9 protein-coding genes are annotated in these 13167 nt (G+C 59.2%); 4 read left to right on the forward strand and 5 right to left on the reverse strand.

The annotated features are described in order from the left end of the window. Nucleotides 1-282 precede the first annotated feature (282 nt). Both ACZ9BB_RS03285 and ACZ9BB_RS03290 read left to right on the forward strand, forming a co-directional pair. Complete coding sequence (locus ACZ9BB_RS03285) at nt 283-2742, forward strand: EAL domain-containing protein (RefSeq protein ID WP_476212518.1); 2460 nt, start codon at nt 283-285, stop codon at nt 2740-2742. Nucleotides 2743-2819: 77 nt separating this feature from the next. Then, the gene (locus ACZ9BB_RS03290) at nt 2820-3581 is read left to right on the forward strand and encodes a TenA family transcriptional regulator (RefSeq protein ID WP_476212519.1); all 762 of its coding nucleotides are present in this window, start codon (nt 2820-2822) and stop codon (nt 3579-3581) included. A gap of 83 nt (nt 3582-3664) precedes the next feature. Here the strand turns inward: ACZ9BB_RS03290 and ACZ9BB_RS03295 are convergent, their stop codons facing one another. The 5 genes from ACZ9BB_RS03295 to ACZ9BB_RS03315 all read right to left on the reverse strand — a co-directional run bounded on the left by ACZ9BB_RS03295 (nt 3665) and on the right by ACZ9BB_RS03315 (nt 8683). Continuing rightward, nucleotides 3665-4591: a GGDEF domain-containing protein gene (locus tag ACZ9BB_RS03295; protein ID WP_476212520.1), complete on the reverse strand. Its 927-nt coding sequence runs from the start codon at nt 4589-4591 to the stop codon at nt 3665-3667. Between the two features lie 373 nt (nt 4592-4964). Then, nucleotides 4965-5705, reverse strand: coding sequence for a YciK family oxidoreductase (locus ACZ9BB_RS03300; RefSeq protein ID WP_476212521.1), 741 nt, complete (start codon nt 5703-5705; stop codon nt 4965-4967). Nucleotides 5706-5915: 210 nt separating this feature from the next. Beyond that, on the reverse strand, nt 5916-6587 hold the full coding sequence (mupP, locus tag ACZ9BB_RS03305; protein ID WP_476212522.1) for an N-acetylmuramic acid 6-phosphate phosphatase MupP: 672 nt from the start codon (nt 6585-6587) through the stop codon (nt 5916-5918). Between the two features lie 4 nt (nt 6588-6591). Continuing rightward, nucleotides 6592-7290 (reverse strand): bifunctional 2-polyprenyl-6-hydroxyphenol methylase/3-demethylubiquinol 3-O-methyltransferase UbiG, encoded by a 699-nt coding sequence (ubiG, locus tag ACZ9BB_RS03310; protein WP_007985381.1) that lies wholly within the window; start codon nt 7288-7290, stop codon nt 6592-6594. Between the two features lie 58 nt (nt 7291-7348). Further along, nucleotides 7349-8683 (reverse strand): TRZ/ATZ family hydrolase, encoded by a 1335-nt coding sequence (locus ACZ9BB_RS03315; protein ID WP_476212523.1) that lies wholly within the window; start codon nt 8681-8683, stop codon nt 7349-7351. 108 nt (nt 8684-8791) lie between these two features. On the opposite strand from ACZ9BB_RS03315, the gene mtnA reads away from it, so the two are divergent. After that, a complete protein-coding gene (gene mtnA, locus ACZ9BB_RS03320) occupies nt 8792-9868 on the forward strand; it encodes an S-methyl-5-thioribose-1-phosphate isomerase (protein WP_476212524.1) in 1077 nt (358 codons plus the stop codon). 449 nt (nt 9869-10317) lie between these two features. Then, nucleotides 10318-12987: a DNA gyrase subunit A gene (gyrA, locus tag ACZ9BB_RS03325; protein ID WP_476212525.1), complete on the forward strand. Its 2670-nt coding sequence runs from the start codon at nt 10318-10320 to the stop codon at nt 12985-12987. Nucleotides 12988-13167: the final 180 nt, after the last annotated feature.

The raw sequence follows: 13167 nt of genomic DNA on the forward strand, positions 1-13167 counted from the left end.
TATCAAGGTGTCCCCTGCACGCAATCAATAAGGCACGCCGCAGAGGAAGCCTGTAGATAAACAGTCCCTGAAAATCAGTGGTGGTATATATGTATTGAGATTCCGGAGCGTATTGAGGCTTATGTCTGTTGCCCGCATTTGTCTCAATGGGTACTTGATGATCGGAGGATGTGCCTGTACGCCAGGATGTCCTCTTGCTTGCCGGGAGCGGAATCGCAACCTAGGCTAGCGGTAGCGATTTCGTCCGGACGGCGATTCAGCAGTGCTAAAACAAGGGATCTCATGAAGCAAACGCGGACTCTCGGAACCCCTCGGTTGTTGGGCATCGTCTGGCCTTTTATCGCCGTCGTGTTATTTCAGGCAGTGTTGGGAGGCGTCAGTCTTTACGTTCTTTCGGCGGTACGCGGCTACGTCGGTGGTGAAAGCCTGTGGTCCAAGGGCCAGAAAGATGCCATCTATTACCTCAATCTGTATGCCGATAGCGGCGACGAAGCGATTTTTCGTCGATACCAGAACGCCATTGCCGTGCCCCAGGGCGGTCACGAGTTGCGCGTGGCGCTGGATCAACAGCCGCCAGATATCGAGGCGGCACGCGTGGCGATCCTCAAGGGCGGCAACCACCCGGACGACGTCTCCAGCCTGATTTGGCTGTACCTCAATTTCCGGCACTTCAGCTACCTGGAAAAAGCCATCGACCTCTGGACCGTGGGGGATGCGTATCTGGTCAAGCTCGACGATGTTGCGCGGGATATGCGCCAGAACATCACCGCCAGCCCCGCCACCGATGCCGACATCAAGCGTTGGAAAGAGCAGATTTTTGCCATCAACGATGGAGTGACACCCGCTGCCAAAGCGTTCAGCGATGCCTTGGGTGAGGGCTCGCGGGTGATTTTGCGGCTGCTGCTGATGACGAACCTCGCCACTGCGCTGGGTTTGATTGCGCTGGCCCTGTTGCGTACGCACAAACTGCTCAAGCAGCGCCATGCCTTCGCCGATGCCTTGCAGTTGGAGAAAGACCGGGCGCAGATCACTCTGCAATCGATTGGCGACGGGGTGATCACCACGGACGTCGAGGGCGCGATCGCCTATATGAATCCGGCCGCCGAGGCCTTGACGCACTGGAAGGCCGAACAGGCGACGGGGTTGCCATTGGCCGCGTTGTTCAATTTGCTGGACGAGAATGCTCAGGCTGACGGTTTTACCTTGATCGAGCACATTTTGAGCGGTCAGCTCGGCAGTGGCAGCGAGCATGCCAAGCTGATCCAGCGCCTGGACGGCAGCACGGTCTCGGTCACCCTGGTCGGCGCGCCGATCCGCAATGCGGGCAAGGTCAGTGGCACGGTGCTGGTGCTGCATGACATGACCCAGGAGCGCCAATACATCGCCAATCTGTCCTGGCAGGCGACCCATGACGCCTTGACCGGATTGGCCAACCGTCGCGAATTCGAATACCGCCTGGAACAGGCCCTGCATAGCCTGGCACGACAGGCGGGGCGTCACGCCTTGATGTTCCTCGATCTGGACCAGTTCAAAGTAGTCAACGACACCTGCGGTCATGCGGCGGGCGACGAGCTGTTGCGGCATATTTGTGCGTTGTTGCAATCAGGTTTGCGCGAGGGCGACACCCTGGCCCGATTGGGTGGCGACGAGTTTGGCATTCTGTTGGAAAACTGTGCGCCGGAAGCGGCCGAGAAAATCGCCGAAGGGCTGCGCCAGACCGTGCAGAACCTGCACTTTGTCTGGAAAGGCCGGCCGTTCGTGACCACCGTGAGCATCGGCCTGGTGCATGTGGCACAGAGTCCGGCCACCCTCGAGTCCTCGCTACGTGCCGCTGACATGGCCTGTTATATGGCCAAGGAAAAGGGGCGTAACCGGGTTCAGGTCTATCACGCCGACGATTCGGAACTGTCCCTGCGTTTTGGCGAGATGGCCTGGGTGCAGCGTCTGCATATAGCGTTGGAGGAAGACCGCTTCTGCCTGTATGCCCAGGAAATCGCGTCCCTTGGACCTGGCGAACAGGGCGGCGGGCATATTGAAATCCTGCTGCGCCTGCATGACGAAGCAGGGCGCATGATTCTGCCGGACAGTTTTATTCCCGCCGCCGAGCGTTATGGTTTGATGACGTCGCTTGACCGTTGGGTGGTGGAGAACGTTTTCAAGATCATTGCCCAATGCATCGCGTTGGAGCGCCAAGGGCCGCTGGCCATGTGTGCGATAAATCTGTCAGGTATTACTATCGGAGATGAGGCGTTTCTGGACTTCCTTCGTGAACAGTTTGTTACCTATTCAATTCCGCCTGAAATGATTTGTTTTGAAATTACAGAAACCAGTGCGATTGCAAATTTGTCGAGCGCAATTAAATTTATCAATGAACTCAAAGGGTTAGGTTGTTACTTCTCACTAGATGACTTCTGCGCCGGTATGTCCTCATTCGCTTACTTGAAACATTTACCTGTAGACTTCCTGAAGATCGACGGGAGTTTCGTAAAGGATATGCTGGACGACCCGATTAACCGCGCCATGGTCGAGGTGATCAATCACATCGGTCATGTCATGGGTAAGCGCACGATTGCCGAGTTCGTTGAAACACCTCAGATCGAGCAGGCATTGCTGGAGATCGGGGTGGATTACGCTCAAGGGTATGTGATTGAACGCCCGCATCTGTTTACCCGGGATAGTTTGCAAAGTCGTCCTGCCCGGCCGCGGCCCTTGTTATTCAAAGCGCCTGGCACGTTCCGTTGAAAACTCTCGTTGATCTTAAAATCACAATCAAAAGGAGCCCGACAGTGATCGACACATTCAACCGAACCGGACCACTCATGGAAGCTGCAAGTTACCCCGCCTGGGCTCAGCAATTGATCCAGGATTGCAGTGAGAGCAAGCGTCGCGTTGTGGGACACGAACTGTATCAGCGCATGCGTGATAACAAGCTCAGCGCAAAAACCATGCGTCAGTACCTTATTGGTGGCTGGCCGGTGGTCGAGCAGTTCGCGTTATACATGGCACAGAACCTGACCAAGACCCGTTTTGCGCGTCACCCTGGCGAGGACATGGCGCGTCGCTGGCTGATGCGCAACATTCGCGTGGAATTGAACCATGCCGATTACTGGGTGCACTGGAGTCGTGCCCACGGTGTCAGTCTGGATGATCTGCAGGCGCAACAGGTTGCCCCTGAACTTCACGCCTTGAGTCACTGGTGCTGGCACACCAGTTCGTCGGACTCGCTGATCGTAGCCATCGCCGCCACCAACTACGCCATCGAGGGGGCGACCGGGGAGTGGTCGGCGCTGGTCTGCTCCAATGGCGTCTACGCGGCATCGTTCCCGGAGGAGGAGCGCAAGCGGGCCATGAAGTGGTTGAAGATGCACGCCCAGTACGACGATGCCCATCCATGGGAAGCGCTGGAAATCATCTGCACCCTGGCAGGCCTGAACCCGAGCAAATCCCTGCAACTGGAATTGCGCCAGGCGGTCTGCAAAAGCTACGACTACATGTACCTGTTCCTGGAGCGTTGCATGCAGTTGGAACTGGCAGGGAAAGCGCCGGTAGCCCGTGAGCGGATGGCGTTGGCTGAAAGCTGATCTGAAGACTGCGTAAAACAACTGTGGGAGCGAGCCCCCTCGCCACGGGCTCGCTCCCACATTGGTTATTGGGGGCTGATAACTCAGCCCGCCATCGTCAACCGGTTACGCCCCTCGCGCTTGGCCACATACAGCGCACTGTCGGCCCGTCGCAACAGGCTCTCGGCAGACTCACCGGGCAGCAGGGTCGAGCAACCCAGGCTGACCGTCAACTCGATCACCTTGCCATCGGCCACATAATCCTGAGCCTGCGCCGCAAACCGCAGACGTTCACCAACCATGGCCGCCGCTTCCCGGCTGGTGTTGGACAGCAGGATCAGAAACTCTTCGCCACCAAACCGGAACACCATGTCCACGTTGCGCAACTGGTCTTTGATCGAGGCAGCGACGGCCTTGAGCACGTCATCGCCAGCACTGTGCCCGTAGGTGTCGTTGATCTGTTTGAAATGATCGATGTCCAGCATCAGCAGCGACAGGGGCTGGGAATGTCGCCGTGACATCTCGATTTCCCGTTGCAGCGTCTGGTCCATCGCGATGCGGTTGCCGGTATCGGTCAGCGGATCACGCAATGCGCTTTGGGTCGCCGCTCGATAAAGCAGGGCGTTTCGCATGGGGAAGAGCAGGGCGGACAGCAGTGACTCCAGGTTGCCTTGATCCTGTTCGCTGAAACGCTGATTGCGGCGGAACACCAGTTCACCCAATTGCTCGCCTTCATGGCTGAGGTTGTAGCTGATTGAGTGATGACCGCGCTGGCCGAACTGCAGGCGCAAGTCGCTGGGCTGATGCTCATAGCTCAAGGCATCCAGCGGCACCAGGCGCTGAATTTCGCGGAAGAAAAGTCCGAGAATGCGTTGCGGCTCAAGACTGGTTTGCAGTTGCAGGCCCAACTCCAGGCGCAACTGCGCAAGACTGACGGGCCGTTCCAGGAGGGGAGGCTGCTGACCAAAGCCCAGGCGCTGCAATTTGGCACTGTCGAAGTCAATTGCGTTGGTCTGGGAAGGTGATTTCATATGGCGTTAGCCCCTAAGCAGTAAGGCTGTCTTACAGGCTGGGTGAGAGCGGCTTTGGGCTGCGCGTCATACTGGTCCATCAGTCCCGTAGGACATTTGGCACGAGTTTAGTCCGCTTTACCGAAGATTAGTAACCTCTCGGCTCAAGCTCTGCCCCGTCTGCTTTCACACGGCGTGTCTGAGCAAAATTAGAGCGAAAGTCGTGCCATTCGGTTCAGTCAGATAAAAAGCGTTCTAAATCAAAAGGCTGGATGGTTTTGCCGGGAAGGGACTGAGTGCAGTGACATTTGTTTGACTTGAAATAAACGCAGTTATCATCGAATTTGAGTGCCGCGGCGGGAAACCGTCGCGGCACAAATGCGACGCACGGACGTTACTGGGCGTTGAACGCCTGCCCATTGATGCCGGTACTGTCCGGACCCATCAGGTAAAGGTAGACCGGCATGATCTCCTCGGGTGTCGGGTTGTTCAGCGGGTTTTCACCGGGGTAAGCCTGGGCACGCATGCTGGTGCGGGTGGCGCCCGGGTTGATGCTGTTGGAGCGCACCGGGGCCACTGTGTCTACTTCGTCGGCCAGGGTTTGCATCAGGCCTTCGGTGGCGAATTTTGAAACGCCGTAAGCGCCCCAATACGCACGCCCCTTACGCCCGACACTGCTGGAGGTGAATACCACCGAGGCGTCCTGGGACAGCTTGAGCAGCGGCAGCAGGGTGCTGGTGAGCATGAACATGGCGTTGACGTTGACTTGCATGACGCGCATGAAGTTCTCGCCGGACAACTGCTCGATCGGCGTGCGCGGGCCGATGATCGAGGCGTTGTGCAGCAAGCCGTCGAGGTGGCCGAATTCGGTTTCGATCATTGCCGCCAGTTCATCGTATTGATGGGGCAGGGCGGTTTCCAGGTTGAACGGAATCACGGCTGGTTGTGGATGCCCGGCTGCTTCGATTTCGTCGTAGACCTGAATCAGGTTGGCTTCGGTCTTGCCCAGCAACAGCACGGTGGCACCGTGGGCGGCGTAGGTTTTTGCAGCGGCAGCACCGATGCCACGGCCGGCGCCGGTGACCATGATGACCCGGTCCTTGAGCAAGTCAGGGCGGGCGGAATAATCAAACATAAAAAACCTCACAACAATTCAACAGGCAGGCATCGTATCTGTGGCGAGGGAGCTTGCTCCCGCTCGGCTGCGAAGCAGTCGTAAAACCTGACAATGCGACATGCCTGGCACTGCGCGATAATAAATAAAGGGGCTGCTTAGCAGCCCAGCGGGAGCAAGCTCCCTCGCCACAAAAGCCCCATGTTCAGCAACTCACAAAAAGCCCCATGTTCAGCAGCTGCACAAAGCGTTATCCAATACCTCGAGCAACGCCAGCGGATGATCGATCACCACGTCCGCCCCCCAGTGCTTCGGGTTATCGTCCGGGTGAATATAACCGTAGGTCACCGCGCAGGTTTTGGTGCCGGCATCGCGGCCGGATTCGATGTCCCGCAGATCATCGCCCACGAACAGCACGCTGGCCGGGTCCAGATCGAGCATCTTGCACGCCAGGGTCAACGGCTCCGGGTCCGGTTTGCTGTTCTTCACATGATCGGGGCAAATCAGCACTTTCGAACGTTCGGCCAGGCCCAGCTGCTGCATGATCGGCTCGGCGAAACGCACCGGTTTGTTGGTGACCACGCCCCAGATCAGGTTGGCCTTTTCGATTTTCTCCAGTACCTCGGCCATGCCGTCGAACAGATGGCTGTGGACCGCGCAGCCCTTGAGGTAGCGGTCGAGGAATTCCTGGCGCAGTTCCTCGAACCCCGGCGATTCCGGGTCCATGGAAAAGTTTGCGGCGACCATCGCCTTGGCGCCGCCGGAAATTTCATCGCGAATGTGTTGAGTGTTGATTGGCGGCAAACCACGATCAGCGCGCATCGCCTGGCAGATGGCGATGAAGTCCGGCGCGGTGTCGAGCAGCGTGCCGTCCATGTCGAAAAGAACTGCTCTGATACGCATCGGCTTACTCCTCGCGCAGGGTCTGGATCATGTAGTTGACGTCGACATCGGCCGCCAGCTTGTAGTGCTTGGTCAGCGGATTGTAAGTCAGGCCGATGATGTCCTTGACGGTCAGGCCGGCCATGCGGCTCCAGGCGCCAAGCTCCGAAGGGCGGATGAATTTCTTGAAGTCGTGGGTGCCGCGCGGCAGTAGCTTCATGATGTATTCGGCGCCGACGATGGCGAACAGATAGGCCTTCGGGTTGCGGTTGATGGTGGAGAAGAACACCTGGCCGCCAGGCTTGACCATGCGGAAACAGGCGCGGATCACCGAGGATGGATCCGGCACGTGTTCGAGCATTTCCAGGCAAGTCACCACGTCGAACTGCTCAGGCATTTCTTCGGCCAGCGCTTCGGCGGTGATCTGCCGGTATTCGACGTTCACCCCGGACTCCAGCTGATGCAACTGCGCGACCGCCAACGGCGCTTCGCCCATGTCGATGCCCATGACCGTGGCGCCACGTTGGGCCATGGCTTCGCTGAGGATGCCGCCGCCGCAACCGACGTCGAGCACTTTCTTGCCGGCCAGATTGACGCGCTCGTCAATCCAGTTGACCCGCAGCGGGTTGATGTCGTGCAGCGGTTTGAACTCGCTTTCGCGGTCCCACCAGCGATGGGCCAGGGCTTCGAATTTGGCGATTTCGGCGTAGTCGACGTTGCTCATGGTGTCAGTCCTCTAAAACTTGAAAAATCCTGTTGCCCCGGTTTCGGTCCGGGGGGGCTTACGATTCGGTATGGCCGCTGATGCGCTGGCCCCAGGCCTTGGCAGTGGCGCACAGCTGTGCTTCATCCAGGCGGGTCAGGCGGCGGTCGTCGAGCAGTTGCTTGCCAGCGACCCAAAGGTGTTTCACACAGTCGCGGCTCGTGGCATAGATCAGTTGTGAAACCGGGTCGTAGACCGGTTGCTGCGCCAGGCCCGACAAGTCGAACGCGACGATGTCCGCCGCTTTGCCGACTTCCAGCGAACCCGTTTCAGCTTCGATGCCCAGCGCGCGGGCGCCATTGAGCGTGGCCATGCGCAAGGCGCGATGGGCGTCCAGTGCGGTGGCCGAGCCGGCAACGGCTTTGGCCAGCAACGCGGCGGTGCGGGTTTCGCCAAGCAGGTCGAGGTCATTATTGCTGGCCGCGCCATCGGTGCCGAGCGCCACATTGACCCCGGCCTGCCACAAGCGCTCGACCGGGCAGAAACCGCTGGCCAGCTTCAGGTTCGACTCAGGGCAATGAATCACAGTGGTGTTACTTTCTACCAGCAGCACCATGTCTTCATCGCTGATCTGGGTCATGTGAACGGCCTGGAAGCGTGGCCCCAGCAGACCCAGGCGGCCGAGGCGGGCCAATGGGCGTTCGCCACGCTGCTCGACCGACTGCTGCACCTCGAAAGCGGTTTCGTGGACATGCATGTGAATCGAGGCATCCAGCTCTTCGGCGATCACCCGGATTTTTTCCAGGTTTTCGTCGCCCACGGTGTAGGGCGCATGGGGGCCGAAGGTGACTTTGATCCGCTCGTGATGCTTGAGATCGCCGAATAATTCGACGCCCTGACGAATGGCTTCATCCGCCGAGCCGGCGCCTGGAATCGGGAAATCGAGGATCGGAATGGCGATCTGGGCGCGAATGCCGCTGTTGTGTACGCGTTCGCTGGCGACCTTGGGGAAGAAATACATGTCAGAGAAGCAGGTGATGCCACCCTTGATCTGCTCGGCGATGGCCAAGTCGGTGCCGTCGCGTACGAACGCTTCGTCTACCCATTTGGCTTCAGCGGGCCAGATGTGTTTTTCCAGCCAGGTCATCAGCGCCAGATCGTCGGCCAGGCCGCGGAACAGCGTCATTGCCGCATGCCCGTGGGCATTGATCAGGCCGGGGCTGAGCAGCATGTCCGGCAATTCGCGCACTTCAGTTGCGTTAAACTTCAAGGCCGCCGCGCGTGGGCCGATAAAAACGATACGACCGTCGCGGATGCCCAAGGCATGCTCTTTAAGGACCACGCCAGCCGGTTCGACGGGTACCAGCCAGGTCGGCAGCAATAATAAGTCGAGCGCGGCGGTGGGGGTCGGCATCGAGAGTCGGGTCCAGTGCTTTTGTAAAGGATGGCGAAGTATACCCGAGCGTCTTCGCGGGGGGATCGCTATAATCGGCGGCTTTTGTTCATGAGTGCGGGGTATAGGATGCGCGATCGACTGTTGGCTGCGGAGAAGGTGAAGGCCATCGATTGGCGTGATGGCACCCTGTACCTGCTGGATCAGCGTATTTTGCCGTTCGAGGAAACCTGGATCGCCTACACCAGCGCTGCGGGCGTGGCCGAAGCCATTCGCTCGATGGTGGTGCGCGGCGCACCAGCGATTGGCATCAGTGCGGCGTATGCCATGGTGCTGTCAGCCCGCGCCCGAATTGCCGAGGGCGGTGACTGGCAGGCCGCGTGGGAAGAGGATTACGCGTTACTGGCCGATTCCCGTCCAACCGCGGTTAATCTGTTCTGGGCCTTGAATCGCATGCGTGACCGCCTGGACCGCCTCAAGGACGATGCAGACCCTCTGGCGGCGCTGGAGACGGAGGCTATCGCCATCCATGAAAGTGATCGCGAAGCCAACCTGACCATGGCCCAGTTGGGCGTGGACTTGATCCGCAAGCATCAGGGCAACGCCCAGGCCATCCTCACGCACTGCAACACCGGCGCACTGGCCACTGGCGGCTTCGGCACGGCGCTGGGGGTGATTCGCGGGGCTTTCATCGAAGGCATGGTCGAGCGTGTTTACGCCAACGAAACCCGGCCATGGTTGCAGGGTTCACGATTGACCGCATGGGAATTGGCCAATGAGGGCATTCCCGTGACCCTCAATGTCGATTCCGCTGCCGCGCACATCATGAAAACCAAAGGTGTGACCTGGGTGATCGTCGGCGCTGACCGGATCACCGCCAATGGCGATGTGGCGAACAAGATCGGCACCTACCAGCTGGCGGTCAACGCCATGCACCATGGCGTTCGTTTCATGGTGGTGGCGCCGAGCTCGACCATCGACATGAACCTGGCCAGCGGCGACGAGATTCCCATCGAAGAGCGCGATGGCCGTGAGTTGCTGGAAGTCGGTGGCAAGCGGGTCGGGGCGGATGTCGATGCGTTCAATCCGGTGTTCGACGTGACCCCGGCCGACCTGATCGATGTAATCGTCACCGAAAAAGGCATCGTCGAACGGCCGGATACGGCGAAAATGGCGCAGTTGATGTGCCGTAAGCGTCTGCATTGATGATCTGTTTTGCCTGATAAATCGCCTTCACGGGCAGCCTCGCTCCCACAGGTGTTGTGTCGGTCGCGAAAATGGTGAACAGCACGGGTCCGTAGGAGCGAGGCTTGCTCGCGAAGAACGATGACGCGATCTACTTTGCCTGATAGCCACATTTGGCGCGCGAATCGGGCTTGATGATCCCTCTAAGCCCCTCTCGTCCCCTTCAAGCCTGTCACCGGTCAACTAACTATGCTCCATGCGCATCTGGGGGATAGGTGCGTGGCGGCTCTTGTGATAACATCCGGCGGTTTCCAGGGTAGCCTGATGTGGCTGCCTTTACTGCGCAGATCCATGGCATAACTCGTTGATTTGTCGTAAGTCGGTGCATGGCACTCAGTCTGCATCGGCGAGCTTCGTTCGTCCCATATGGATGTGACGAAGTTTCACCAGAAAAAGGAATCAGGCTTCTCATGGGCGAACTGGCCAAAGAAATCCTCCCGGTCAATATCGAAGACGAGCTGAAGCAGTCCTACCTCGACTACGCGATGAGCGTGATTGTCGGGCGGGCACTGCCGGATGCGCGCGATGGCTTGAAGCCCGTGCACCGGCGTGTGCTGTTCGCGATGAGCGAGCTGGGCAACGACTTCAACAAGCCGTACAAGAAATCTGCCCGTGTTGTCGGTGACGTGATCGGTAAGTATCACCCTCACGGTGATACCGCGGTGTACGACACCATCGTTCGGATGGCGCAGCCATTCTCGCTGCGTTACCTGCTGGTGGACGGTCAGGGTAACTTCGGTTCGGTGGACGGCGATAATGCCGCGGCCATGCGATACACCGAAGTGCGCATGACCAAGCTGGCGCACGAGCTGCTGGCCGACCTGCATAAAGAAACCGTGGACTGGGTGCCGAACTACGACGGCACCGAAATGATCCCGGCGGTCATGCCGACCAAGATCCCCAACCTGCTGGTCAACGGCTCCAGCGGTATCGCCGTGGGCATGGCGACCAACATTCCGCCGCACAACCTCGGTGAAGTCATCGACGGTTGCCTGGCCCTCATCGACAACCCGGAACTGACCGTCGATGAGCTGATGCAATACATCCCCGGTCCGGACTTCCCGACCGCCGCGATCATCAACGGTCGTGCCGGCATCATCGAAGCCTACCGCACTGGTCGCGGGCGTATTTACATGCGCGCCCGCTCGATCATCGAAGACATCGACAAGGTCGGTGGCCGTCAGCAGATCGTCATCACCGAACTCCCTTACCAGTTGAACAAGGCTCGTCTGATCGAGAAGATCGCCGAGCTGGTCAAGGAGAAGAAGCTCGAAGGCATCACCGAGCTGCGCGACGAGTCCGACAAGGACGGTATGCGCGTCGTGATCGAGTTGCGTCGCGGTGAAGTGCCTGAGGTCATCCTCAACAACCTCTACGCCCAGACCCAGCTGCAAAGCGTGTTCGGTATCAACATCGTCGCGCTGATCGACGGCCGTCCGCGGATCCTCAACCTCAAGGATTTGCTGGAAGCCTTCGTTCGTCACCGCCGCGAAGTCGTGACCCGCCGTACCGTGTTCGAACTGCGTAAAGCGCGCGAACGTGGCCACATTCTGGAAGGTCAAGCGGTTGCCCTGTCGAACATCGATCCGGTCATCGCCCTGATCAAGGCTTCGCCGACGCCGTCGGAAGCCAAGGAAGCGCTGATCAGCACGCCGTGGGAATCCAGCGCCGTGGTCGCGATGGTCGAACGTGCCGGTGCCGATTCGTGCCGCCCGGAAAACCTCGACCCACAATACGGCCTGCGCGACGGCAAGTACTTCCTGTCGCCGGAACAGGCACAAGCCATTCTGGAACTGCGCCTGCACCGCCTGACCGGTCTGGAGCACGAAAAGCTGCTGGCCGAGTATCAAGAGATCCTCAACCAGATCGGCGAGCTGATCCGCATCCTCAACAGCGCCACGCGCCTGATGGAAGTGATCCGCGAAGAGCTGGAAGTGATCCGCGCCGAGTACGGCGATGTGCGCCGCACCGAAATTCTCGATGCCCGTCTCGACCTGACCCTGGGTGACATGATCCCGGAAGAAGAGCGCGTCGTGACCATCTCCCATGGCGGCTATGCCAAGACCCAGCCATTGGCTGCGTACCAGGCTCAGCGTCGTGGCGGTAAAGGCAAATCGGCCACCGGCGTCAAGGATGAGGACTACATCGCTCACCTGCTGGTCGCCAACAGCCACACCACGCTGCTGCTGTTCTCCAGCAAGGGCAAGGTGTACTGGCTGAAGACCTACGAAATTCCGGAAGCGTCCCGCGCTGCCCGTGGTCGTCCGCTGGTCAACCTGCTGCCGCTGGATGACGGTGAATACATCACCACCATGCTGCCGGTCGAGGAATACACCGAAGGTCACTACATCTTCATGGCGACCGCCAACGGCACTGTGAAGAAGACCCCGCTGGAATCCTTCAGCCGTCAACGCAGCGTCGGCCTGATCGCGCTGGAGCTGGACGAAGGCGATGTGCTGATCTCCGCCGCCATCACCGATGGCGAGCGCGAAGTGATGCTGTTCTCCGATGGCGGCAAGGTCACCCGTTTCAAAGAGTCCGACGTACGTGCCATGGGCCGTACCGCCCGCGGTGTGCGCGGCATGCGTCTGCCGGAAGGCCAGAAGCTGATTTCCATGCTGATCCCGGAAGAAGGCAGCCAGATCCTCACTGCTTCGGCGCGTGGTTTCGGCAAACGCACCGCGATCACCGAGTTCCCTGAGTACAAGCGTGGCGGTCAGGGCGTTATCGCCATGGTCAGCAACGAGCGTAACGGCCGTCTGGTCGGCGCGGTCCAGGTGCTCGACGGCGAGGAAATCATGCTGATTTCCGACCAGGGCACGTTGGTTCGTACCCGTGTCGACGAAGTGTCCAGCCTGGGTCGTAACACCCAGGGCGTGACCCTGATCAAGCTGGCCAACGATGAAACGCTGGTGGGCCTGGAGCGGGTTCAGGAACCGTCGGAAGTCGAAGGCGAAGAGACGGAAAGCGAAGGGCTTGAAGGTGAAGAGGGTGCAGTGTTCGACGGTGAAGTCGTGATCGACGACGTAGCCGAAGACCAGCAACTCGATGCCGCCGCTGACGAAGAACCGCAGGAATAAGCGGGCAAGCAGGGGGCGGATGAAAATTCGCCCCCTTGTTGTTTGTCCTGTTGAAAATATCGACACCCACTAAGATCCTGTGTGAAGGGCTTTTGTGGGAGCCGGGCCTGCCTGCGATGCAGGCGCCGCGGTGGGTCTTGAGCACCGCGGTGATGCAATCGCAGGCAAGCCAGCTCCCAC

The organism is Pseudomonas sp. TE3552, from assembly GCF_056278945.1.